This window comes from Wolbachia endosymbiont of Zygogramma bicolorata, assembly GCF_051130665.1.
In the GTDB taxonomy this organism is placed as follows: Bacteria; Pseudomonadota; Alphaproteobacteria; order Rickettsiales; family Anaplasmataceae; genus Wolbachia.
On record NZ_CP149530.1, the window covers coordinates 882,465 to 906,368 of the forward strand.

A 23,904-nucleotide genomic window follows, 5' to 3' on the forward strand; every position below is an offset into this window, starting at 1 on the left:
TAATAGCTAAATAAACAACGACGCGGGATGGAGCAGCTCGGTAGCTCGTCAGGCTCATAACCTGAAGGCCGTAGGTTCAAATCCTACTCCCGCAACCATTTTCCAACTGTGCGAATATTGTGGTTTCAGGTAGAAACTACTTGACAAATTCCCCCAGTCCCCTTATCATGATACTGAAGGTATTCAGTTATCTTCATCTGTGCAGATTAAACAGCAAAAAACAACGTAGTTGGCGTCTTATTTTTAATTTTTTGCACTATGTGCACCTTATGTCTTCACAACATTTCTGGGTTTTTACCTACACAAGCTGAAACGCGCTTATAAGTCGTTTAAGACAGTATAGAACGCCGATTTGCAGGATTAGAGAGTGACAACTAGCTAACACGGGGTTTCTTTTGCCTTTTTTTCCGCTTAGTAAATTTAGTAACCGTTCACGGAGATAAGGTGGTTTACAAAGTAAGTATAAAAGTGTAAAGAGATAGGAAGCTAAATATGGAATGGGTAAATGACAACAGTGCTGCAAGAAAAGGTTGTAGCAGAAAACGCTAATCTCAAGGAAGAAATAAAAGCACTGATCAGAGAAAATGATAGCTTGAAAGCAAAAATAGTTGAATTAGAAGACAAATTGGGCTTAAATTCGCAAAATTCATCGCTGCCACCATCACGAGATATATATCGTAAGAAAGCAAAAAAGAAAAGTGATAAAAAACCAGGAGGTCAGCCAGGACATAAGGTGCATAAGCGTGAATTAATGGCTGCAGACGAGGTAGTGAGATGCACAATTGATACAATTTGTATGTGTGGAGGTAAGATTACTTTAGAAGATGAAATTATTCATCAGAAGGCAGAGTTGCCAGAAATTAAGCCAATTGTAACTGAGTACAGGTTGCAAAGAGGAGATTGTAGAGTATGTAATAAAAGAATTACAGCAAATTTACCCGAAGGTGTTGCAAGAGATTTTCTAGGACCCAATGCTAAAACAGTTATAAGCAGCCTTAGCGGCTTTTTTATTAACTCAAAAAGAGAGGTACAGCAAATTTTGGGCAGTATTTTTAATCTAAATATAAGCCTTGGTTTAGTCTCAAATACTGAACGCAGGGTATCGAAGAAGTGTGCATCTGAATATGAGAAAATGAAGGAAGAGTTGCAAGGAAGCGAGTATTTGCATATAGACGAAACAGGGCACAGAAATCAAGGAAAGAGAGGCTGGAGTTGGGTAATAACAAACAAAGCGTTGACACTTCTGAAGGTAAGCGAGTCTCGTGGTAAGAAGGTGTTGAAGAGTTTACTGCCAGAATATGATGGTATAGTTGTGAGCGATAGATACGCTGTATACAATTACTTCAATCGTGAAAATAGACAGATATGTTGGGCACATCTGGCAAGAGATTTTGAGAGATTTGCCCATAGTAAAAATGTTGAAGTGAGCAAAATTGGCCAAGCACTAAAATCGCTCAGCAATAAGGTGTTTGTAGTAGATAAGGCAAAAAAACAAAATTTGATAGATAATTTGAGATTTTATCGACTGGTGGGAAAAATTCGGAAAAGGGTAAAACATTTTTTACGTAAAATGACGAGGGTTGCAAATAGCACTCAAGCTTCAAGAATGGCCGCTAAGATGTTACGATCTGAGGATATGATGTGGAAGTTTTTAAGAAAACCTGAAGTGATAGAAACAACTAATAACCTTGCAGAACGGCAAATTAGACGGTACGTAATTTATCGTAAAAACAGCTTTTTCACCTGGTCAGAACGTGGAGAAAGATTCGTGGAAAGAATGTTGTCGATATTTTTGACATCACGTCTAAATGGCCAGAACCCCTTTCAAAAGCTACAGAATCTAGTAGCTGTCACTGCTTAGTTCTTTAATTCATTCTCACAATCCGTGAACGGTTACGTTATACCAATCCCAGCGTCTGGGCACTGGTTTCTTGGTACTTATTCCGCAATAATTTTTTTTTCCTTCAATAAATTTTGCAGTTCGCCTTTTTCGTACATCTCGCGAGTGATGTCGCAACCACCGATAAACTCTTCCTTTATATATAATTGTGGAATTGTTGGCCAATCAGAAAACTTTTTTATAGATTCACGTATTTCATCATTCTCCAACACGTTAATATACTTAAACTTCACGTTCAATTTTTTTAGGATTGACACGACGAGTCCAGAGAATCCGCATTGAGGAAAATCAGAAGTGCCTTTCATGTACAACACCACATCATTTTCCGCTATATCTTTTTTTATTTGTTCAAAACTGCTCATAAATTCACCTTATTTTTAAGTATTAGTTTCCAGTTGCAAGGCGTGTATAGACTGACCTTCCAGAGCTTTATATACCATTTTATGCTGTTCTATTTTTGTCTTTCCAAGAAAGCGCTTGGAGGTTATTTTTAAATGATAATGATCATCATCTCCAGCAAGGTCATGAACCTTTATATCAGCGTCGGGGAACGATTGTTTGATGATCCTTTCTAATTCGTGAATTGCAATAGTCATTGATTTGCTTTAAATTACAATACTTTCATTATAAATCTAAAACGACTGGGTGCAATTGAATTATTGATTATATGGTTACTAATATTGTGAAGACAGTAGATTCAGCGTGTTAAGTGCACTAGCAAGGCGAGATTTCAATTGATTTTCATATTTACTCCAATCTTGTATTGCTTTTCTTGCAATACCTGAATCAACTGCGGCTTTTGCAACAGCAGGAGATACTATAGAAATTAATCTTGGGTCAAATGGAGTAGGTATTATATATTCACGTCCATAGCTCATTTTACGACCGCCATAGGCTGCAGATATCTCGTCAGACACTGGCTCACGGGCAAGCTTTGCTATTGCATCTGCAGCTGCAATTTTCATCTCATCATTTATTGTTGTTGCATGTACATCAAGCGCTCCTCTGAATATATAAGGAAATCCCATTACGTTGTTGACTTGATTGTTGTAATCTGACCTGCCAGTTGCGATTATTGCATCTGGCCTCACAGATTTTGCAAACTCAGGCCTTACTTCTGGATCGGGGTTGGCGAGAGCGAAAATAATCGGGTCTTTGCCCATACTCTTTAACATCTCTTCATTTAAAACATCTTTTGCAGATAATCCGATGAATACATCAGCGCCTTTTATTGTATCAAGTAGAGAACGTTCGGAAGTATCAATTGCATATTTTTCCTTCCACTCATTCATGTCCTCGTTTCTACCTTTGTATATTACTCCTTGCTTATCACACAGCACTATATTTTTAGCGCCCATGGACTTTAGTATTTCTAAACATGCAATACCGGCTGCTCCAGCACCATTCATAATGATCTTAACGTCCTCTAATTTCTTTCCGACAATATCAAGAGCATTTTCTATACCAGCTGCAACAACCACTGCAGTTCCATGCTGGTCATCATGGAACACTGGAATATCCATCAGTTCATTCAGACGTTTCTCTATTATAAAACAATCGGGAGATCTTATATCCTCTAAATTTATCCCCCCCCAACTTGGCCCAAGGTACCTTACTGCATTGATGAAATCTTCTATATTTTCTGTACCAACTTCTATATCAACTGCATCAATATCAGCAAAACGCTTAAATAAAACAGCTTTGCCTTCCATGACAGGTTTTGCAGCAAGAGGACCGATATTACCAAGCCCAAGCACTGCAGTGCCATTTGAAATGACAGCTACAAAATTGCTTTTTGCCGTATAATCATAAACAACCTCAGGATTTTTAGCTATTTCAAGGCACGGAGCTGCAACGCCAGGAGAATAAGCAAGTGACAAATCATACTGGGTAGATAAAGGTTTTGTTGGCATGATTGAAATTTTACCAGGGTTACCACCTCTACTGTGATACTTAAGTGCCTCTTGTTTTGTGGTATTATCTAAATCATCGTTCATTCTTATATTTTAAGCTTGTAATTTTTAAGTATATGGAGTTTTTATAAATGTTCAATTGTAAACTATTAGCTTGTGAACTCTGTTGTACTTCTGTATAAGTTTACCTATTACGTAAGATGATATTACATGCTTAAGAAAAACGTGCCTAATTTGCTTACAATTTCTCGTGCACTTGCAATACCAGCAATAATATTAAGTTTTTATATAGAAAATAAATATGCAGGCCTGATAACAATATCAATCTTTGTGTTTGCGTGCATTACGGATTTTTTTGATGGTTACTTGGCGCGTGCGTGGAAAGTCCAATCAAAGTTTGGCAAGCTATTTGATCCAATTGCTGATAAATTAATAGTGGTTTCAACGATAATTATGCTAGTTTATAAGCAGAAGATAAATGATTTTACAATAGTACCATCGATTATCATCATCTGTAGGGAAATATTAGTTTCGGGTTTACGGGAGTTCCTTATAGCTATAAATGTTAGTCTACCTGTAAGCAAAGCTGGCAAAATTAAAACATTTTTGCAGATGGTTGCTGTAGTAGCGCTAATAATGAACGATTACGACACAACTCAATATATAGGTGCAATTTGTTTATGGGTTGCAGCTATTATAACTATGTGGTCAGGCTATAATTATATCCTAGCCGGCATCAAACAGGTTGACTGAATTTCTTGAGAAACAGTTAATATACAAAAGTGGTTAATACTTTCATAATATTGACTGAATAGTTAAAATCCTGTATAATATATTAGTTAATAGGGTTTATATGACTGATAACTTTAAGACTACGTTTTCTCCTGAAGATTTTTTTGGGGATTTTTGGCTGACAGTTGATAAGGAAGTCAAAAAAGAAAGGTCAGAACAAGAGTCATTAACACTAAAAGAAGAAGCGGAAAAAAAGAAGAAACTCGAACAGGAGTTATTAATGCTAAAAGTAGGAGAAGCAGAAAAAAAGAAGAAGCTAGAACAAGAGCTATTAACACTAAAAAAAAGAGAGCTATATAGACAATGTGTATCATTGGTAACAATGGTTCCATTTGCATTATTTATGGCTATTGAACTGGAAAAAATATGTAGCGATCAGGTATTACTTGGCGTGATAAGTGGCGCGCTAAGCCACACTATATTACCTTCTATGGTCCTATCTCTTATTTGTACGCTATATTTAATTTACAATAATAGGAAAATAGCACAAAAAGAACGAGAGTTGGAGAATATTGAAAATGGAGAGGAAGTAAAGGAAAAAGAGCACAATATTTCTGATATAGGTCAGTGTTTGATCTATATTGAGGCTATAACAACTGCACTGATTATTGTAGGTATGATAATGGGTGAAACATCTTCACTTGAAGCAGCAGAGGATGCAATTTTATTTCTTGCCAATGCAATTGCTTTTCTTGTAACTCTTGTTTCTTATATTGATGAGCATGAAAAAAATAAGAAAAAGGAAACAGAAAAATCTAATCTTGATGAAAAATCTAGCAAGAAAACTAGCAATATGTCTGTAGCCGGATTGGCGCTTGCTGGTTCTTCTATATTTTTAATAAGAAGGATAATGTTAATGGCATTAGCATCGTCCTTAAATCCTGCTGTTGGGCCTACTTTAGGCTTGATAGGTATTGCACTTTTTATGGTTGTACAGATATTAACTACACATTCCTACAGCAAAACGCTGAAAGATCCAAAAGTGGAAGGACAAGGTAAATCGAGGAATGCAGGTAGTTCTGACCGTAGTTATAAAGAGGAAGGGCCGGCTATTGCCTAAGAAATTTATTTATTTAAGTAATATTTAGGTCTATACTTTATTTTGATCGAAAAAAATCTTATGTATAAGACTTTAATCACGTGCTTTATTTTCCTAATTTGCTCCTTTACACAATCGTATGCGGATGATCTTGAAAAAACTGAAGCTGAACTATATGAGGAAGCAGTTGAACTTTTTGACCAGAAAAAATATAAACAAGCTATTAGGGCATTTCAAAAGATAGAAGATTTGTACCCTTTCTCTTATTGGGCAAGGAAAGCAAAATTATTATCTGGTGTGTCTCATTATAACATGGGTAACTATAGCAGTGCTGCAAGTGATATGGATGATTATATATATGTTTATTCAAATGGTGAAGATTTACCATATGTATACTACTTAAGAGTATTATCTTGTTACATGCAAATTAATAAAGTGCAACTTGGACAGCAAACTGCATATAAAACTTTAGAGCTGGCTACAGAGTACATTAACCTTTTCCCAGACAGCGAATATATAGATGAAATCAAGGAAAAAGCAAAATTAATCACAGAACATATATCAATAAAAGAGTATTCTATCGGTAAATTTTACCTGAGGCGTGGTGAATATTTAGCAGCAATTAAGCGTTTCCAGAATATAGCAAGCTATAAGGATTCTAAATATTTTTCTGAGTCTATTAACTATTTAATAGCAGCCCATTCAGCTCTTGGCCTTGACTTAGAAGCTGAGCAGTATGAAAGTATGTTATTAGCAGAAAACCTGCAAGATGCCAAGCCAGAGGCTTGAAAATTTGCTTTAGCTTTTTCTATGCTTTGATATATAATTAGGTTTTTAACTATTTGAATATGGCTGGTCATTCACAATTTTCAAATATAAAACATCGGAAAGGCACTCAGGATGCAAAGCGCTCTCAAAAATTTACGAAGCTGATTAGAGAAATAACAGTTGCTGCAAAGCAAGGGCTACCCGATCCCGAACTCAACCCGCGCCTTCGCTCTGCTATATTTGCTGCACGCAAGGAAAATCTACCAAAAGATAAAATAGAAACAGCAATAAAAAATGCAACTGGTAACGTTGCTGGAGAAAATTATGAGGAAATCCAATATGAAGGTCATGGGCCTTCTGGCACTGCACTTATTGTCCATGCCTTGACTAATAACCGCAACCGTACTGCTTCTGAGGTACGTTATATATTTTCTCGCAAGGGTGGAAACTTGGGAGAAACAGGAAGTGTTAGTTACCTTTTCGATCATGTAGGCTTAATCGTCTATAAAGCAGAGGGTGTGAATTTTGATGATTTATTTAATTATGGGATCGAGTTAGAAGTATTGAATGTTGAGGAAAATGACAAAGAAGGATTACACGTTATAACTTGTGAAATAAAAGATTTTGGTAAAGTACGCGATGCCTTTTATGCAAAATTCGGAGAACCAGAACTTGCTCGTCTTTCGTGGCAACCAAAGGATCTAGTTGAAATTAGCGATAAAGAGTTGATCGATAAATTATCCACATTGGTTGAAGAATTAGAAGATAATGATGATGTACAGTATGTTGAAGGTAATTTTACTTTTGTTGATGCTGTTTAAATGATGAAGCTGATTATATTTATACTGCTTTTTATCTTACCGTTATATACCGCTGAAACATCAACAGATCTTGCAGTGCCGTTCCAGTGTGTAGGGTGTCATCCCAGTGCCCAGACACTGGGATCCAGAAAAATTCAAGCACACTATGCAGCATTGTCAGTCAAAGAGCTGGATTCCAGTGTCAAGCACTGGAATGACACCACCCGCAAATTGCAATGTTCGTGCAGTTGTGTGCCTAGACACTGGGATCCAGAAAATTCAATTACAAATGGACACACCAAGCGATTGTATAATAACAACTGGATTCCAGCGTCAAGCGCTGGAATGACAGGAGAGAATTTTGAGGTGACAGAAAGCAACCATGATAGAAGATTATTATTCATATCCAGCACCATAAAATCTTCTTTTTTTGCCACGGGAATTGAGCAAGGGTTGGCGCCAAATACAGTGGTAAAATTGATCAACATATATAAAGATTTTGGTGTTGATTTTAAAAAAGACATTGTGCCGAAGAGTAAATTGGAGGTTCTTTTTGAGAGATCGCTCAGTAATCAGAAGACTGAAGAAAAGATTTTATATGCTTCACTGACAATAAACAAGAAAGCTATTAGTTTATATCATTATAAATCGCAAGACGGCAAAGAAAGGTATTTTAATAAAGAAGGAATAAGCTTAAAAAATGGCGAAATTTTTGCAAATCCTTTAAATGGAGATTATCGCATATCCTCAAAATTTGGCAATAGAAAGCATCCTGTTCGCGGTAAAATTGCTTTTCACAAAGGAGTGGATTATGCAGCTAAGCTTGGCACTCCCATATACGCTGCTGCAGAGGGTGTGGTAGAATATATAGGAAAGAATGGTGGCTATGGAAATTACATCAAAATAAAACACAAAAATGAATATTCAACCTGTTATGCGCATATAAGTAGATTTAGTGGCGATATAAAGTTAGGCTCTAAAGTAAAGCAGGGGCAGGTCATTGCCTATGTTGGTAGCACTGGTGTTGCAACAGGACCCCATTTACATTACGAAGTTATATATAACGGCAAACACATCGATCCGCTTACGATAGCGCATAAAACTGAAGTAAAATTGCCTGATCATGAATTAAGAGAGTTTAAACTATTTGTAAATAAGATAAATAAAACGATCAACAGAGAGGGTTCAAGTGAAAAAGAAGTTTAAAGACAATATGGATAAGAATACGATAAACGATAGAAATTTAAGTCAACTCCGGTTTTTTCCTGTACTAATAGCGCTAGGATTAATTTTATCGCTGCTTTTTTTTGCATATGACAGCACAATTGCGCTTGGAGTTGCTGCTGTTTCAATTTTGACTTTTCTTCAAGGATTTTTTATTAATGACCCTAATGAAGCAAGAGTGATAGAGTTTTTTGGTCATTATATTGGAACTTATTTTAAGTCTGGAATATGTGTAACGCTTCCCTTTTCAAGCAAATATATAGTTTCCCTAAAATTTCAAAATATCAACACAGAAAAAATAAAAGTGAATGATGCAAATGGAAGTCCAATAGAGATTTCTGCAGTAATTGTTTGGAGAGTAAACAGCCCTGCAAAGGCGTATTATAATGTTAACAACTATCACGAATTTGTTTTTGTACAAAGTGACTCAGTAATAAGAGAATTAGCAAGCAATTATCCGTATGATAGCGAAAGCGATGAGGAATCTTTACGTAAAAATTCTGATAAAATTTCAGATGAATTGCGGTCAATGTTACAACAAAGATTAGATATTGCAGGAATTGAGATTACAGAAGCAAGAATATCGCATTTGGCGTATTCGTCCGAGATTGCACAAGCAATGTTAAGGCGTCAACAAGCACATGCTATCACTTCGGCAAGAAGGCATATAGTGCAAAATGCAATAGGAATTGTCGAGGAAGTAATAGCTCATTTTGAAAAAAACAAAAGCTTACAATTAGATGGCAAGCAAAAGGTTCAATTGATAAATAATTTGTTGGTTGCCCTAATCTCTGAGCAAGATGCACAACCGACGATTAGTTTGGATAATAATTAGCATAGAAGCCGATTGGGTTTCATGAATGCAAGTCACTATTAATTTCTTGATTAATAGACTAAATGATGTTATAAATTACACGCATTAGGGGTGCTCTAGAAAAGCTGAGAGTACATAAAGTACAACCCTTTGAACCTGATATTGTTAAAGCAAGCGTAGGAAAATGTATGTATATAAATATTGAAGAATGCTTCGGCTTCATTGCGTTAATTGCATCTCTAATTGGATTATCACCTCAAGTATATAAAGCATATATCACTAAAGTTACTCGTGATGTATCGATGCTAATGTTAGTAAACTATCTTATTTGTTCATTGTCTTGGATTGGCTATGGTCTTTACCAGAGCTCAATTTTTGTGGTGCTTAGCAATATTGCTGGATTAGTGATTAGCATAATATCAATTATTCAAAAATGTTACTACGATGCAAAACCTGCACCATGATCATGTGCTGCACTGCAGTACACAACAACAATATCGTTCTATTGTAGTGCTAAATGGAGAAATACCGAGCTCATCGTTTTTTAAACGAGATATACCTATTATTGCTGTAGATGGAGGAGCAAACAAGCTTCTATCAATTGGCGTAAAACCTGATCTTGTAGTAGGAGATTTGGATAGCGTAAATCCGGATTTACGTGCTAATTTGAATACGATATATCTACCTGATCAAGATTATTGCGACTTTTCTAAAGCAATGGCTCACTTAAAAACAGTAAAGTTATTGCCATCAATAGTAACGGGTATTACTGGAGGAACAATTGATCACATACTACAGAATATTAACATTTTTCTAAGTACGGGCAGTATCTTTTACACACCTTTACCTCCCATGGTAGGTTACATCCTACAAAAAAGTATTACCCATTTTTCTTTGCCGAAAGATACTAAAATATCTTTACTTGGTATACCGAGAGCTCAAATATCAACCAAAGGATTAAAATGGGAACTGCATCTTAGCAACCTTGCTTTTCCAGGAAAGAATTCTTGCTTTAATCGAAGTTTAGGCAATAAGTTATCTATAGAAGTACACAGTGGTATATGTTTGGCGATGGTTTATTTAGAAGCAGTAGATGATGCTGCAAGACATCATGTGCGTCAAGTTAAGAAGTAAATAGACTTCTTGCATAACCCAAACTAAGTAGAAAAAAGGTATCATCCAAGTAGCTGACACTGGTTCCTTTATGACGTGTCATTCCAGTGTCAGCTACTTGAATGACAGCAGTCCTACGTCATACCGCCGCGGTATCTCTAGATCCCGCTAACAAGCAGCGGGATGACGAATTGCTTAACCGTCATACCGCCACGAACCGTCATATCGCGATTCATTCGCGGTATCTCTTAGCATAGATCCCGCTAACACGTAGCGGGATGACGAATTGCTTAACCGTCATACCGCCGCGAACCGTCATTCCGCCGCAGACCGTCATACCGCGATTCATTCGCGGTATCTCATCCGCTAACACGTAGCGGGATACTTGACCTTTACAGGGATGACGGTTGTCGTTCAGCTACAAATATTAAGAAATTTACCAAACGAAAAAAAAGGCAAAAGAAGCCCCGAGTAGCGAGTTTTGACTCTATATTACTGTAAGTGGCGCTGTAATAATGTGCTAACGCTTAAAATAAGCGCGATTTGGCTGAATGTAGAAAAAATTTAAAAGACATGCAGCCGCTATAATTTTATGTAATCCGCCAAAAAATACCCTAAGTTTTTTACTGAATTTTGTCATTGAGCCTGCAGGTCAAAAACAAGTTTTGAGTCATGAATACCCTTGCTATCATAATAAGGGGGCTGGCGGAGTTTGTCAAGTAAGTTTTTTGTTTCTACTGAATGACAGTTGTGGCTTGGGAGGTAGTGCAAGAAGTCTATTGTATTACTGAATTATTAATAATTCAGTAATAGTGCCTGCTATGTAGCTAAAATTTTCCTTTAACTTAAGCTATATGTAGCTAAAATAACTTGGGTTTACCGACGATTTGACAAACGACAAATTCGTCATCACGCTGCTTGTTAGCGGGATCTAGAGATACCGCGGCGGTATGACGTAGGGAAACCTGACTTGCATTAGCCATGTATAATAAAGGAAATCTATGACAAAAGAATCATTGGTAAAAACTGATATAGTGAAAGTTGAAGACAAAAAAGCGGTAAGAAGCTTTTTTAAAATACTAGGTGAAGTGGCAGATGCTGTAAGATCGTGGATTGGTAATATCGGTCCTGATTTAAGCAACAGTCGCGATATCGATAGTTTAGTCTTGAAGATGAACGAGTGCTTAAATCCAAAGGGAGGGGAGGTTTCAGCACGTAAGAATGCTGTATCTCTTGGTAATTTGTACTTAAGCTTATCAGAGAAAGGTAAAATAAAATTTCTGCAAACCCTGGCAGAAAAATTTAGTCTACATAAAGAAGAAATAGATGAGAAAATAAAAGAGTACAAGGAAAATCAAGATCCCGAGTTAAACTATAAATTTGAACAGGATTTAATAAAAATTCTTGAATCACCGCGTTCTAAAATATTGAAGCAATTTATTTCTCTACCAGAAGGCCTCAAGTTTATTGTTGATATGCGTTCTGATGTGCTTAAGCTAAAGAACCAATATAGAAGCTTGAATCCACTAGAGAATGAATTAAAAAATATACTCTATACTTGGGTTGATGTTGATCTACTCGATCTTCGTCAAATCACCTGGGATTCACCTGCATCATTGCTAGAAAAACTTATAAAATATGAAGCTGTGCATAAAATTTCCTCTTGGGATGACTTAAAAAACAGACTAGATTCTGATCGTCTCTGTTTTGCTTTCTTTCATTACAAAATACCAAACGAACCTCTAATTTTTGTAGAGGTTGCATTGGTGAATAAGATTGCAGATAGCATTCAATACCTTTTAGATGAATCAGTACCTTCAAGTGATCCAAGTAGTGCAAGCACTGCTATATTCTACTCAATATCAAATACTCAAGCAGGGTTATCTGGAATCAGCCTTGGTAATTTTTTGATCAAAAGGGTTGTAGAAAAGCTATCGCAAGAGTTTAAAAGTATAAAAACATACGCAACTCTTTCTCCAATACCTGGCTTTACGAAATGGCTAAAAAACAATCTAAACCAAGATGTCACTTTATTGGGCAAACTAAATATAAAACAATCTAGTGCAGAAATTTTAGAAAGTGCAGAGCAATTAAAAACTAACGTTGAATGTACAAATGAAACTAAACAATGCATGCTTAAACTGTGTACATATTATTTACTAAAAGTGAATAATAGTAATGGAAATGCTTATGATCCGGTGGCACATTTTCATTTAAGCAATGGCGCATCAATAAAACAATTAAACTGGATGGCGGATACTTCTGAAAAGGGTATTAGTCAGTCGGCTGGAATGATGGTGAATTATCTGTATGAGTTGCCTAAAATAGATAACAATCATGAAAACTATATGGTTAATAAAGTGATTTCCTGCTCGAAAAAAGTGTCGTCTATGTTGAAGGAGTAAATAGTCTCTTAATAAATAATTGCCCTCACAACACTTAAAATGTAAAATAGTTTTACTAATTAAGTATAGTAGGCCATAAATGAACAACATAAGAAATTTTGCAATAATAGCGCATATAGACCACGGTAAGTCAACGCTTGCTGACCGTTTAATAGAGAAATGTAACGGCCTTGAAGCAAGAGAAATGATCAATCAAATACTCGATTCAATGGATATAGAGCGTGAACGTGGCATTACAATTAAAGCACAGACGGTAAAACTCAATTATACGGCAAACGACGGTAATCAATATTGCCTAAATCTCATGGACACTCCAGGTCATGTTGACTTTTCGTATGAAGTAAGTCGAAGTTTAGCAGCGTGTGAAGGCTCACTTTTAGTGGTAGATAGCAGTCAAGGTGTTGAAGCTCAGACTCTTGCAAATGTATATAAAGCTATTGACAACAATCATGAAATAATAGTTGTACTCAATAAAGTTGATCTCCCTGCTGCAGATCCAGAAAAGGTAAAACTCCAGGTTGAGGAAGTAATTGGCATTGACGCAAGTGAGTCAGTTTTAATATCAGCCAAGACTGGTCTTGGAATAAGGGATGTATTAGAAGCTATAGTGACAAAACTTCCAGCTCCTCAAGGTGATGTGAATGCTCCACTACAGGCAATTTTAGTTGATAGTTGGTATGACACTTATTTGGGAGTAGTAATTTTAGTACGAATTAAAAATGGAGTGCTAAAAAAGGGCATGAAGATTGTTATGATGTCTAATAACTCTACATACCAAGTGGACAATATCGGTATTTTTACTCCTAAAAAAGTAATGACAGGTGAACTCTCAGCAGGTGAAGTTGGTTTTATCACTGCTTCAATGAAGGAAGTTGCAGACTGTAGAGTGGGAGACACTATTACTGAAGAGAAAAGACCGTGCAGCGAGGCATTGCCTGGTTTTAAAGAAGTGCACCCTGTGGTATTTTGTAGTATTTTTCCTAATAAAACGGACGACTTTAAATATTTAAGAGAAGCACTGGAAAAATTACATTTGAATGATGCAAGTTTTACTTTTGAAGCAGAAACTTCAAATGCGCTAGGCTATGGATTTCGTTGTGGTTTTTTGGGAATGTTGCATCTTGAAGTTATTCAAGAAAGGCTCGAGAGAGAATTTGATTTAGATCTAACAGCAACTGCACCGAGTGTTATATATAAGGTTACAACGCAAGGTGGTGAAGTTCTGAGCATTCATAATCCTAGTGACATGCCAGATCCAACAAAGATTGAAATGGTAGAAGAGCCGTGGATTACTGCAACTATAATGGTCCCTGACCAATATTTAGGTGAGATTCTATCATTATGTGAAGAGAGGAGGGGAGAACAGGAAGATTTATCTTACATTGGTAACACAACAACAGCATTGTTAAGATATAAGTTACCACTGTCTGAAGTTGTTTTTGACTTTTATGATCGATTAAAATCAATTTCCAAGGGGTATGCAAGTTTGGATTGGGAAATTTCCAGCTATCTGGTAAGCCAAATAGATAAATTAAGCTTTTTAATTAATGGAGAGCCCGTAGATGCACTGGCTTGTATCGCTCACAAAAGCAGAGCAGAAAAAAGGGGGCGTGAAATATGCGCACGCTTGAAGGATCTAATACCACGTCAGCAATATAAAATCGCGATTCAAGCGGCAGTGGGCGGGAAAATTATTGCCAGAGAAACGATTAATCCATATAGAAAAGATGTAACAGCTAAACTCTATGGTGGAGATGTGACACGAAGAATGAAACTGCTTGAAAAGCAAAAGAAGGGTAAAAAAAGGTTGCATTCTATAGGGAACGTAAATATTCCACAGAATGCTTTTATTCAAGCTTTGAAGATAAGTGATTGATCTTAAAAGACTTCTTGTATAGTTTTTGGCAACAACCGTTAGAAACGAAAAAACTTACTTGACACCCTTCGCCAGCCCCCTTATTATGATACTAAGGGTATTTATGGCTCAAAACTTGTTTTTGACCTGCAGGCTCAACGACAAAATTCAGTAAAAAACTCAGGTATTTATTGGCGGATTACATAAAATTATAGCGGCTGCATGTCTTTTAAATTTTTTCTACATTCAGCCAAATCGCGCTTATTTTAAGCGTTAGCACATTATTACAGCGCCACTTACAGTAATATAGAGTCAAAACTCGCACCACGGGGCTTCTTTTGCCTTTTTTTCGTTTGGTAAATTTCTTAATGTTTGTGGCTAAAAGAGTCCAAGAGAGGTGTCATGCCAGTGCTCCTTTTTTTGTCATCCCAGTGCTTGACACTGGGACCCAGCATTTCACGCAATCCCATCAAGAACGTTGTATTTTACATAACACTTTTATGCTTACCAACTTAATAAAATTCCTGGATCCCAGTGTCTAGGCACTGGGATGACACCCTTTTGGATAGAAACCAGTGTCTGGGCACTGGAATGACACCGAAGGGGCTACTGCTGTCTTGGATGGAAACCAGTGTCAGCTACTTTCATGACACCCTGACCTCGTCATCCCGCAGCGGGATCTCTTGTTAGCGCCGCGGCGGTATGACGGTTCGCGGTGGAATGACGATAACTTCGTCATTCCGCTATGTGTTAGCGGATGAGATACCGTGACGGTATGACGTAGGATTGCTGTCATCCCGCTACGTGTTAGCGGGATCTATGCTAAGAGATACCGCGAATGAATCGCGGTATGACGGTTAAGTAGGGTGTCATTCCAGTCTGGAATCTAGTTCTTATTGTACATTTACTTGGTGTAGAGTTAAGTTTCCTGGATCCAAGTAGTCAAGCTACTCGGATGATATCTTTTTTCTTGGTACAATTACTCTTATATCTCAATGTTCGTACAGTTATGTGTCAGCTACTTTCATGACATCGTTGTAACGTTGTACCATATTACAATGTTCGTGCAGTTGTGTGTCAACTACTTTTGTGGCACCGTTTGTTATTCAATCTTTATGCTAGCTTTACTAAAAATTATAGTATTTTAGATATAATTGCAATATCTAAATTTAAGGTATAGGGATGAACCCTAGGAAAGTATCTTCAACAAATAAGACACGAACTAATAACCAAGACCTATAGCCCAAATAGGAACCGGAGGAAGGAAATACCAAAATCTGGAGGAAAATTCAGAAAGTTGAACATACCCTGCATCCGGGATAGAATAGTGCAAACAGCACTGAAGCTAATACTTGAACCGATATTCGAATCAGACTTCCAAAAAGGATCATACGGGTATAGACCTAAGCGTAATGCGCATGAAGCAGTACAAAAAGTAACGGAAGCAGCAATCAAAGGCAATACAAAAGTAATTGACGTAGATCTGAAATCCTACTTCGACAATGTGCGACATCATATTCTGATGGAAAAGATTGCCAAAAGAATAAATGACAAAGAAATCATGCGCATGATTAAGCTAATCCTCAAAACAGGAGGAAAACGAGGAATAGCACAAGGATCACCACTTTCGCCACTACTAAGCAATATATACCTAAATGAGGTAGATAAAATGTTGGAGAAAGCAAAAGAGGTGACCAAAGAAGGAAAGTACCAACGTATGGAATATGCCAGATGGGCAGACGATTTAGTGATACTGATTAGTGAACACCCGAAACGGGAATGGCTAGAAAGAGCAGTATACAGAAGGTTGGAAGAAGAATTAGCAAAACTAGAAGTGAGCGTAAATGAAGAAAAGACAAAAGTCATCAACCTAAAGAAAGGAGAAACATTTAGCTTCCTAGGGTTTGATTTTCAAGAGAATATCACAAGACAAGGAAAATGGAATGTCAGGAAAACACCGCAGATGAAAGCACGAACAAACCTGCTACGCAAGTTGAAGGAAATATTTCGGCGCTATAAATCGCAACCGATAAAAAGAGTGATACATGACATCAATCCGATATTGAGAGGGTGGGTAAACTACTTTAGGATAGGGAACTCTGGTCGAAAGTTCAATTACGTAAAACATTGGGTGGAAAAGAAGGTAAGACGCAACTTAATGCGAGCCAGGAAAGCAAAGAAAGGGTTTGGGTGGAAGAAGTGGAGTAGCGAATGGATATACAAAACGCTGGGTCTATATTCAGACTACAGAATAAGGTATTACAAACCGAAAGCATCACCAGTACAATATGTGATAAACTTTGGTAAAGAATCTGCTAGGAAAGCGTAGTGCGGGAAAACCGCATGCTGCGTTTGACGAGGCGGGAGCTGGAAACGTTAACATGGGAATTTGGATTGAGGCCTATTGTGAAAACAATGGATCAGCCACCAAACCCTAAAGTAGGCGCGCCAGTTCTCGACCCTACAGATTTTTTTGAAACACAAATCATTGCGAGGATCGAGAAATTTTGAAAGAGCCATGGCAAAAATGCTTGAAAATATTAATAATTATACACTATTATTAACAATTATTCAACCATATTTTTGAAGATAGCTAGTTTCTGTATTTATTTTAAATTGAAGAAAGTTCAAATGAAAGATCATGTTTTGCTAAAAATCACAGAATGCAGTCTAACAGTGAACGGTTACAAATAAACTATTTTGATAGTTAATGGGGTCTAGTTTTGACGTATGGACTATCCAAAGAAAAGGGTGGTATCATAACCTCAAAAATTTTTATGCTTTCTTCATTCAGAAATTCATACTTACCCTGCATTATTCCTGACGGTGCATTTAAGTATGTTCCACTTGTGTATTTAAATACCTCTCCAGATTTTATCACAGGTTGTTCTCCGATAACACCAACTCCGGCAATTTCATTTATTTTTCCCTTATAATCTATTATTTGCCAATGACGACTTAATAATTGAATAGTTGATTGGCTTTTGTTTTTTATCTTAACGTTATACATCCATATATAGCAATTTTCATAAGGAATGGATTGCTCTTCAATATAAATTGGTAAAACTGTAACTTCAACAAAGTTGGTAGTTAGTGTGTACTCTATCATTATAGAATATTCATGATAAAAAGATAGTATTTTAATTATATACTTTTTTCATAGATTTTTCAAGTATACTTTAATTAGGAAATATCAATTTATAGTATGAACGAACCAGATGCGCTTAGCAAAAAAGTAATAGGAATAATAGGTGGTGGACAATTAGGTAAAATGACTGCTATCGCTGCAACAAAACTTGGACAAAAAACACATGTTTTTGCCAGTGCTAAGGACGATCCGGCTTGCTCTGTTGCTGATGATTTCACAATAGCAGATTTCTCTGATAAGAAAGCGCTTGAATCTTTTGCACAGAGTGTGGATTTGGTCACTATTGAGTCTGAAAATATTCCATGTAGTGCAATTGATATCGATGTAAATTTTTATCCGGGTAAAAAAGCGTTACACATTGCGCAAAATAGGCTTAGAGAGAAAGATTTCATTAGAAGCTTGAGTATAAAAACTGCTGAATACAAAAGTATACAAAATTATAATGAGCTACTGAAAAGCAGTAGAACTTTTGGCTATCCAACAAGGCTGAAAACAACAGAAATGGGTTACGATGGAAAAGGGCAATATGTGCTTGAGAATGATTCTGAAGTGAAGCAATTTGCTTCCTTTGATTGGAATACAGAATACATTCTTGAAGCAAGTGTTGATTTACTGAAAGAGGTTTCAATAGTCGTTGCAAGAGATAAAAACGGTAAAGTAGCTTTTTTTCCTATAGCAGAAAATTACCACGTTGATGGAATACTTGATACTTCAACAGTGCCAGCTAAAATAGATAGCAAATTAACTCAAGAGGTACAACGAGCTGCAAAGAAAATAGCAAATGCGCTCGATGTAATAGGAATTCTGGCTATTGAATTTTTTGTTACTAAAGATAACGAATTGTTAGTTAATGAACTAGCTCCAAGACCTCACAATTCTTGCCACTGGAGCTTGGATGCATGTAACGTTAGTCAATTTGAACAGCTGGTTAGGATAATATGCGGGCTACCTATGCAGGAAGTAGTATTACGCTTTCCTTGTATGACGAAAAATATAATAGGTAACGATATATATGATTCTCATAAGTATTTGAGCAACGAAAAAGCTAGTTTAACCATATATGGGAAAAAAGAGGTTAGAGATAAGCGTAAAATGGGACATGTCAATATAGATTTAAGTTAATAGTTTTTCTACGTCATTCCGCCACAACTGTACGAACATTACAATTTGCAGGGCCGCAGATGCAAGTAGCTGAAACTGGGTAACCGTTCACGGAGATAAGGTGGTTTACAAAGTAAGTATAAAAGTGTAAAGAGATAGGAAGCTAAATATGGAATGGGTAAATGACAACAGTGCTGCAAGAAAAGGTTGTAGCAGAAAACGCTAATCTCAAGGAAGAAATAAAAGCACTGATCAGAGAAAATGATAGCTTGAAAGCAAAAATAGTTGAATTAGAAGACAAATTGGGCTTAAATTCGCAAAATTCATCGCTGCCACCATCACGAGATATATATCGTAAGAAAGCAAAAAAGAAAAGTGATAAAAAACCAGGAGGTCAGCCAGGACATAAGGTGCATAAGCGTGAATTAATGGCTGCAGACGAGGTAGTGAGATGCACAATTGATACAATTTGTATGTGTGGAGGTAAGATTACTTTAGAAGATGAAATTATTCATCAGAAGGCAGAGTTGCCAGAAATTAAGCCAATTGTAACTGAGTACAGGTTGCAAAGAGGACATTGTAGAGTATGTAATAAAAGAATTACAGCAAATTTACCCGAAGGTGTTGCAAGAGATTTTCTAGGACCCAATGCTAAAACAGTTATAAGCAGCCTTAGCGGCTTTTTTATTAACTCAAAAAGAGAGGTACAGCAAATTTTGGGCAGTATTTTTAATCTAAATATAAGCCTTGGTTTAGTCTCAAATACTGAACGCAGGGTATCGAAGAAGTGTGCATCTGAATATGAGAAAATGAAGGAAGAGTTGCAAGGAAGCGAGTATTTGCATATAGACGAAACAGGGCACAGAAATCAAGGAAAGAGAGGCTGGAGTTGGGTAATAACAAACAAAGCGTTGACACTTCTGAAGGTAAGCGAGTCTCGTGGTAAGAAGGTGTTGAAGAGTTTACTGCCAGAATATGATGGTATATTTGTGAGCGATAGATACGCTGTATACAATTACTTCAATCGTGAAAATAGACAGATATGTTGGGCACATCTGGCAAGAGATTTTGAGAGATTTGCCCATAGTAAAAATGTTGAAGTGAGCAAAATTGGCCAAGCACTAAAATCGCTCAGCAATAAGGTGTTTGTAGTAGATAAGGCAAAAAAACAAAATTTGATAGATAATTTGAGATTTTATCGACTGGTGGGAAAAATTCGGAAAAGGGTAAAACATTTTTTACGTAAAATGACGAGAGTTGCAAATAGCACTCAAGCTTCAAGAATGGCCGCTAAGATGTTACGATCTGAGGATATGATGTGGAAGTTTTTAAGAAAACCTGAAGTGATAGAAACAACTAATAACCTTGCAGAACGGCAAATTAGACGGTACGTAATTTATCGTAAAAACAGCTTTTTCACCTGGTCAGAACGTGGAGAAAGATTCGTGGAAAGAATGTTGTCGATATTTTTGACATCACGTCTAAATGGCCAGAACCCCTTTCAAAAGCTACAGAATCTAGTAGCTGTCACTGCTTAGTTCTTTAATTCATTCTCACAATCCGTGAACGGTTACCATTGAACATCGTCTGACAAAAGTTAGCCATTCTTGGACAAATGGACAAGTTGAACGTATGAATAAAACTTTAAAGAATGCTACAGTTAAGAAATATTACTATCGTTCGCATCAGCAACTTAAGGAGCATCTTTATGACTTTGTTATGGCCTACAATTATGCAAAGAGACTCAAAGCTCTTAGGGGTCTTACGCCTTTTGAATTTATATGTTCTCAGTTGACAAAGTCTCCTGAATTATTTATAATAGATCCACACCATCACACTCTGGAACCATATATCTTATACTCTACCTTAATTCTAGTTTCCGGACAACCTCTATCTCTACAAAAACTATATTTTTCTTCAGAAGAGAGTTATATTGTAACTATGGACAAAATAATCATAAAAAAATTTGGTGGGACTTCGCTAACTGATTTAAACCGAGTTGCAAATTTGATAAAAAACGATATTGAGAAAGGTTGTAATGTAATCGTTGTTGTATCTGCTGTTGCAGGATTTACTGACCAAATGGCTTTTCAGGCTAGGCAAATCTCAAATTTAAGTTGCAGACAAGAGTTATCAGAGTATGACGTTATGCTTTCAGCAGGAGAACAAATTTCTTGCGGTCTATTAGCTATCACTCTCCAATCGATCGGAGTTAATGCTAAATCGTGGCTTGCCTGGCAGTTACCGATTGTAACTGATGATTTTTATTCTGAGTCTAAAATAAAAACAATAAAGATTGACCGTGTGAAAAGATCTTTTGCTGAGGGTTATACTGCTGCGATCATCGCTGGTTTTCAGGGTATAAATGATGATAGAATCACTACTTTTGGAAGAGGAGGCTCTGATATGTCAGCAGTTGCCTTCACGGTAGCCTTTGGTGTTAGAACTTGCGAAATTTTTACTGATATTGATGGAATATATACAGCAGACCCGAGAATTGTTCCAAAGGCACGCAAGCTCAAATTTATCTCTTACGATGAAATGTTGGAAATGTCGTCATCTGGTGCTAAAATACTGCATAATCGTTCAGTACAACTTGCAATGAAGCATAACATTAAAGTGCAAGTGCTATCCACTTTTAAAGAAGTAGAAGGCACCACAGTACTACACAAAAGGGATGTACTAGAGAGATACTTAATTACTGGAATAGCTTATAGCACTAATGAAGCTCTTGTAACTTTCACTAACCTTGCAAATAACTTGCGTACTTTAAGAGATATAGTAGGGGCAAACGTTAAAATTGATATGATACATGGGTCAAGTTTTGTTATCTCCAAATTTGATATTGATTTAATGGAAAAGTTACTGAATAAGAATGAAAATTATGCTATAAACGATAATGTAGCTAAAATTTCAATAATTGGTATTGGTGTTATGTCTAACACTGAAGTGATGCACCGCACACTCAAGGTTTTAAGCGAAAAAAAGATAGAAATACTTGCTATCACAACATCCGAAATCAAAATCAGTATAATTGTTCAAAAAGAATACGTTGTAGCTTTGGTCAAAGATTTACATACTGAGTATGAGCTTGATATGCAACACTAGGATAGGCTCGACGTCCACAACTGTACGAACATTGCAATTTGGGCCTACCAGGAGGGTGTCATTCTCCTGTCATCCAAATAGCTGACACTGGTTCCTTTATGACGGTGTCATCCCAGTGCCCAGACACTGGGATGGCTTTGTTGCATCACACTTTATGAGATGGTGATTTATGGTAAATTCATGTAACTATCTCAAATTTAGCCATACCAATATCAGTGAATTTATTAAGCAAATAGCATTTGATTAGCAGTTCTTTTTCTCGATTTATCTCAGATTTATTCCTAAAACTAAATCCGAATATTTGCTTTAATCTTGAGAAAAACCCTTCAATATAAGATCTTTTCCCATAATTTACTTCTTTTTTCCATTCTTTCATGCCATCTTCACCGTATAATTTTATTAACCTAATAGCAGCATTCCTGTCAGACATATAATCTATTTCTGGATGTTCTGCCGCATTGTTTATTGGTGGAATTTTTGTCTTTATATCATATTCGTTACACAACTTATAAAACTTGTTCTCTAATTGCACATAAGTCAACAATAATTTTTATATAAACCAAAATAACATATTTCCTACATAATCTTTAATAATTTTACATACAAGAGCAGTGTGCTTCCATGGTTCTCTCCGCGGTCTGATATGACAACAAACTTGTCAAGCCGCACTATACTTGTTAGGTGGAAGTGGACGGCAACATGTGCCCAACGAAGTCTAGGCTTCAAGGTTTTTTCTTGCTTATCCCTTCCATCGGCATTACTACCTCGAGTAAAATTATTGTTTATGCTCCTCTTAATTGTAATAACAAAATTCTGTTTTATTGACCAACATCCTGTGCATAATTACAGCCAATTTTCTTGCTACTGCTACAATTGCTTTCTTCATCCCTTTTTTCCTTGCAAGTTTTAACCCCCAGCTTTTCAACTTAAAATTTTTCTTACTAACTGTAAGTAAGACTTGTGCAGCTTCATATAACATACTTCGACATTCCATGGGCCCCATTTTTGATATACTACCATGCCGATCAATTTCTCCAGAAGCATATTGTCTTGGTGTTAACCCCATATACGCTCCAACTGTACTAGATCTTTCAAATCTATTTGGGTTATCCACTGTTGCTTTATATGTCATTGCTACTATAGTACCAACACCTGGAGCAGTAGTTAATAATTTACAATCCTCATCTTTTTTGCCTTGTTCTAAGAGCATCTTGTCAAGTTTTTCCAATGACTTCTCTATTGCCTCTAAACTACAAACTAACGCTCCAATTGAAGCCTTACTTATTTCATCCAAATCTTTAATTGCTTTTTCTATTCTTAAAGACAAGCTTTCAAATTTTGACCCTTGACCGAGCTTTATCCCGTATATTTTTAATAACCCTCTTATTGTCCCAACAATCTGCTGGTAGCTGCATGTTAACTGTCTTCTACTTCCAAGTGCTATTTTAATTTGACAAGATTCATCCGATTTTACTAGTACTTCTTTATATAGCCCAGCCCTCATCATTTGAGCTATACCTCTTGCATCATTCTTATCGTTTTTATTGATTCTTGCAGACAAAGCTGCTGCCATATGTCTTGCATCTACACAAACTACTGGCAAGCCAAAACTCCTTAATTTTTTGCACATTGATATTGAAAGTTGTCCACTTTCTACTCCTATAGTTTCGTAATTTTTGCCTTGTTCAAGCAAGTACTCTGCTATTGCCTTGCTTTCGCTTGCAACAACTCCTTCTTTAACAATCTTTCCTTTCTCATCAACGATACTAATGAAAGTTTCTTTGAGTGAGACATCTAATCCGCTATAATATTTCATGAGACTACTCCTACTGTAAAAGTTTAAATTGTTTTTGAAGAACTTATTCTACTGAATTCGTTACTTCGTGTTAAAATAATGGAGTATGTCTCTCCATCATTCAACAGC

General features: G+C 36.5%; 19 protein-coding genes, 1 tRNA gene, 3 pseudogenes and 1 riboswitch. Of the genes and pseudogenes, 17 read left to right on the forward strand and 6 right to left on the reverse strand.

Annotation, left to right across the window (positions count from 1 at the left end):
- Nucleotides 1-21: 21 nt before the first annotated feature.
- Both WKH12_RS04180 and tnpC (WKH12_RS04185) read left to right on the forward strand, forming a co-directional pair.
- Nucleotides 22-98: transfer RNA gene (locus WKH12_RS04180), tRNA-Met, on the forward strand.
- A 407-nt stretch (nt 99-505) separates the two neighbouring features.
- Nucleotides 506-1,861 (forward strand): IS66 family transposase, encoded by a 1,356-nt coding sequence (tnpC, locus tag WKH12_RS04185; protein ID WP_434732082.1) that lies wholly within the window; start codon nt 506-508, stop codon nt 1,859-1,861.
- Between the two features lie 77 nt (nt 1,862-1,938).
- Here the strand turns inward: tnpC (WKH12_RS04185) and grxD are convergent, their stop codons facing one another.
- The 3 genes from grxD to WKH12_RS04200 all read right to left on the reverse strand — a co-directional run bounded on the left by grxD (nt 1,939) and on the right by WKH12_RS04200 (nt 3,897).
- Entirely contained in the window at nt 1,939-2,262 is a 324-nt protein-coding gene (gene grxD / locus WKH12_RS04190) for a Grx4 family monothiol glutaredoxin (protein WP_164224629.1), read from the reverse strand.
- A gap of 15 nt (nt 2,263-2,277) precedes the next feature.
- Nucleotides 2,278-2,496, reverse strand: a complete 219-nt coding sequence (locus WKH12_RS04195) for a BolA/IbaG family iron-sulfur metabolism protein (protein WP_096641415.1) — start codon at nt 2,494-2,496, stop codon at nt 2,278-2,280.
- A gap of 78 nt (nt 2,497-2,574) precedes the next feature.
- Complete coding sequence (locus WKH12_RS04200; protein ID WP_434732083.1) at nt 2,575-3,897, reverse strand: malic enzyme-like NAD(P)-binding protein; 1,323 nt, start codon at nt 3,895-3,897, stop codon at nt 2,575-2,577.
- 126 nt (nt 3,898-4,023) lie between these two features.
- Here WKH12_RS04200 and pgsA point away from each other — a divergent pair, with 126 nt between their 5' ends.
- The 11 genes and pseudogenes from pgsA to ltrA all read left to right on the forward strand — a co-directional run.
- Nucleotides 4,024-4,566 (forward strand): CDP-diacylglycerol--glycerol-3-phosphate 3-phosphatidyltransferase, encoded by a 543-nt coding sequence (gene pgsA, locus WKH12_RS04205; RefSeq protein WP_253309177.1) that lies wholly within the window; start codon nt 4,024-4,026, stop codon nt 4,564-4,566.
- A gap of 100 nt (nt 4,567-4,666) precedes the next feature.
- Complete coding sequence (locus tag WKH12_RS04210) at nt 4,667-5,665, forward strand: hypothetical protein (RefSeq protein WP_253309178.1); 999 nt, start codon at nt 4,667-4,669, stop codon at nt 5,663-5,665.
- Between the two features lie 60 nt (nt 5,666-5,725).
- Complete coding sequence (locus WKH12_RS04215) at nt 5,726-6,433, forward strand: outer membrane protein assembly factor BamD (protein ID WP_434732652.1); 708 nt, start codon at nt 5,726-5,728, stop codon at nt 6,431-6,433.
- Nucleotides 6,434-6,492: 59 nt separating this feature from the next.
- Entirely contained in the window at nt 6,493-7,233 is a 741-nt protein-coding gene (locus tag WKH12_RS04220) for a YebC/PmpR family DNA-binding transcriptional regulator (protein ID WP_264732597.1), read from the forward strand.
- 324 nt (nt 7,234-7,557) lie between these two features.
- Nucleotides 7,558-8,418 carry a peptidoglycan DD-metalloendopeptidase family protein gene (locus tag WKH12_RS04225; RefSeq protein ID WP_410529931.1) on the forward strand — a complete coding sequence of 287 codons (861 nt, stop codon included), beginning with the start codon at nt 7,558-7,560 and terminating at the stop codon, nt 8,416-8,418.
- A 7-nt stretch (nt 8,419-8,425) separates the two neighbouring features.
- On the forward strand, nt 8,426-9,271 hold the full coding sequence (locus WKH12_RS04230) for an SPFH domain-containing protein (protein ID WP_264688468.1): 846 nt from the start codon (nt 8,426-8,428) through the stop codon (nt 9,269-9,271).
- Nucleotides 9,272-9,347: 76 nt separating this feature from the next.
- Nucleotides 9,348-9,450, forward strand: a riboswitch (TPP riboswitch).
- On the forward strand, nt 9,439-9,714 hold the full coding sequence (locus WKH12_RS04235; protein WP_006280002.1) for a SemiSWEET family sugar transporter: 276 nt from the start codon (nt 9,439-9,441) through the stop codon (nt 9,712-9,714). (Overlaps the previous riboswitch by 12 nt.)
- Nucleotides 9,695-10,384 carry a thiamine diphosphokinase gene (locus WKH12_RS04240; protein ID WP_434732084.1) on the forward strand — a complete coding sequence of 230 codons (690 nt, stop codon included), beginning with the start codon at nt 9,695-9,697 and terminating at the stop codon, nt 10,382-10,384. Before WKH12_RS04235 ends, WKH12_RS04240 begins: the two co-directional genes overlap by 20 nt.
- A gap of 980 nt (nt 10,385-11,364) precedes the next feature.
- Nucleotides 11,365-12,768 (forward strand): malonyl-CoA decarboxylase, encoded by a 1,404-nt coding sequence (locus WKH12_RS04245; RefSeq protein WP_434732085.1) that lies wholly within the window; start codon nt 11,365-11,367, stop codon nt 12,766-12,768.
- Nucleotides 12,769-12,847: 79 nt separating this feature from the next.
- Nucleotides 12,848-14,644, forward strand: coding sequence for a translation elongation factor 4 (gene lepA / locus WKH12_RS04250; protein ID WP_434732086.1), 1,797 nt, complete (start codon nt 12,848-12,850; stop codon nt 14,642-14,644).
- A gap of 1,186 nt (nt 14,645-15,830) precedes the next feature.
- A pseudogene (gene ltrA, locus WKH12_RS04255) lies at nt 15,831-16,952 on the forward strand (group II intron reverse transcriptase/maturase); the annotation flags it as partial.
- Nucleotides 16,953-17,330: 378 nt separating this feature from the next.
- Here ltrA and apaG read toward each other — a convergent pair.
- Nucleotides 17,331-17,732: a Co2+/Mg2+ efflux protein ApaG gene (apaG, locus tag WKH12_RS04260; RefSeq protein WP_253307374.1), complete on the reverse strand. Its 402-nt coding sequence runs from the start codon at nt 17,730-17,732 to the stop codon at nt 17,331-17,333.
- Nucleotides 17,733-17,828: 96 nt separating this feature from the next.
- Here apaG and WKH12_RS04265 point away from each other — a divergent pair, with 96 nt between their 5' ends.
- The 4 genes and pseudogenes from WKH12_RS04265 (at nt 17,829) to WKH12_RS04280 (ending at nt 21,980) form a co-directional block, all read left to right on the forward strand.
- A complete protein-coding gene (locus WKH12_RS04265; RefSeq protein WP_264731642.1) occupies nt 17,829-18,893 on the forward strand; it encodes a 5-(carboxyamino)imidazole ribonucleotide synthase in 1,065 nt (354 codons plus the stop codon).
- 161 nt (nt 18,894-19,054) lie between these two features.
- On the forward strand, nt 19,055-20,410 hold the full coding sequence (gene tnpC, locus WKH12_RS04270; protein ID WP_434732087.1) for an IS66 family transposase: 1,356 nt from the start codon (nt 19,055-19,057) through the stop codon (nt 20,408-20,410).
- A 37-nt stretch (nt 20,411-20,447) separates the two neighbouring features.
- Nucleotides 20,448-20,723 (forward strand): annotated as a pseudogene (locus WKH12_RS04275) (integrase core domain-containing protein); the annotation flags it as partial.
- Nucleotides 20,724-20,813: 90 nt separating this feature from the next.
- Nucleotides 20,814-21,980: an aspartate kinase gene (locus WKH12_RS04280; RefSeq protein ID WP_434732653.1), complete on the forward strand. Its 1,167-nt coding sequence runs from the start codon at nt 20,814-20,816 to the stop codon at nt 21,978-21,980.
- 178 nt (nt 21,981-22,158) lie between these two features.
- Here WKH12_RS04280 and WKH12_RS04285 read toward each other — a convergent pair.
- Nucleotides 22,159-22,497 (reverse strand): annotated as a pseudogene (locus tag WKH12_RS04285) (IS5 family transposase); the annotation flags it as partial.
- A gap of 276 nt (nt 22,498-22,773) precedes the next feature.
- Nucleotides 22,774-23,796: an IS110 family RNA-guided transposase gene (locus WKH12_RS04290; protein ID WP_264735342.1), complete on the reverse strand. Its 1,023-nt coding sequence runs from the start codon at nt 23,794-23,796 to the stop codon at nt 22,774-22,776.
- Nucleotides 23,797-23,904 lie beyond the last annotated feature (108 nt).

Bases quoted from the DNA above. Each gene is read 5' to 3' on its own strand.
- WKH12_RS04280 (WP_434732653.1), top strand. From the start codon at position 20,814: ATGGACAAAATAATCATAAAAAAATTTGGTGGGACTTCGCTAACTGAT.
- WKH12_RS04290 (WP_264735342.1), bottom strand. From the start codon at position 23,796: ATGAAATATTATAGCGGATTAGATGTCTCACTCAAAGAAACTTTCATT.
- WKH12_RS04230 (WP_264688468.1), top strand. From the start codon at position 8,426: ATGGATAAGAATACGATAAACGATAGAAATTTAAGTCAACTCCGGTTT.
- apaG (WP_253307374.1), bottom strand. From the start codon at position 17,732: ATGATAGAGTACACACTAACTACCAACTTTGTTGAAGTTACAGTTTTA.
- WKH12_RS04265 (WP_264731642.1), top strand. From the start codon at position 17,829: ATGAACGAACCAGATGCGCTTAGCAAAAAAGTAATAGGAATAATAGGT.
- tnpC (WP_434732082.1), top strand. From the start codon at position 506: ATGACAACAGTGCTGCAAGAAAAGGTTGTAGCAGAAAACGCTAATCTC.
- pgsA (WP_253309177.1), top strand. From the start codon at position 4,024: ATGCTTAAGAAAAACGTGCCTAATTTGCTTACAATTTCTCGTGCACTT.
- WKH12_RS04220 (WP_264732597.1), top strand. From the start codon at position 6,493: ATGGCTGGTCATTCACAATTTTCAAATATAAAACATCGGAAAGGCACT.
- WKH12_RS04215 (WP_434732652.1), top strand. From the start codon at position 5,726: ATGTATAAGACTTTAATCACGTGCTTTATTTTCCTAATTTGCTCCTTT.
- WKH12_RS04195 (WP_096641415.1), bottom strand. From the start codon at position 2,496: ATGACTATTGCAATTCACGAATTAGAAAGGATCATCAAACAATCGTTC.
- WKH12_RS04210 (WP_253309178.1), top strand. From the start codon at position 4,667: ATGACTGATAACTTTAAGACTACGTTTTCTCCTGAAGATTTTTTTGGG.
- WKH12_RS04240 (WP_434732084.1), top strand. From the start codon at position 9,695: ATGCAAAACCTGCACCATGATCATGTGCTGCACTGCAGTACACAACAA.
- WKH12_RS04235 (WP_006280002.1), top strand. From the start codon at position 9,439: ATGTATATAAATATTGAAGAATGCTTCGGCTTCATTGCGTTAATTGCA.
- tnpC (WP_434732087.1), top strand. From the start codon at position 19,055: ATGACAACAGTGCTGCAAGAAAAGGTTGTAGCAGAAAACGCTAATCTC.
- lepA (WP_434732086.1), top strand. From the start codon at position 12,848: ATGAACAACATAAGAAATTTTGCAATAATAGCGCATATAGACCACGGT.
- WKH12_RS04225 (WP_410529931.1), top strand. From the start codon at position 7,558: ATGACAGGAGAGAATTTTGAGGTGACAGAAAGCAACCATGATAGAAGA.
- WKH12_RS04200 (WP_434732083.1), bottom strand. From the start codon at position 3,897: ATGAACGATGATTTAGATAATACCACAAAACAAGAGGCACTTAAGTAT.
- grxD (WP_164224629.1), bottom strand. From the start codon at position 2,262: ATGAGCAGTTTTGAACAAATAAAAAAAGATATAGCGGAAAATGATGTG.
- WKH12_RS04245 (WP_434732085.1), top strand. From the start codon at position 11,365: ATGACAAAAGAATCATTGGTAAAAACTGATATAGTGAAAGTTGAAGAC.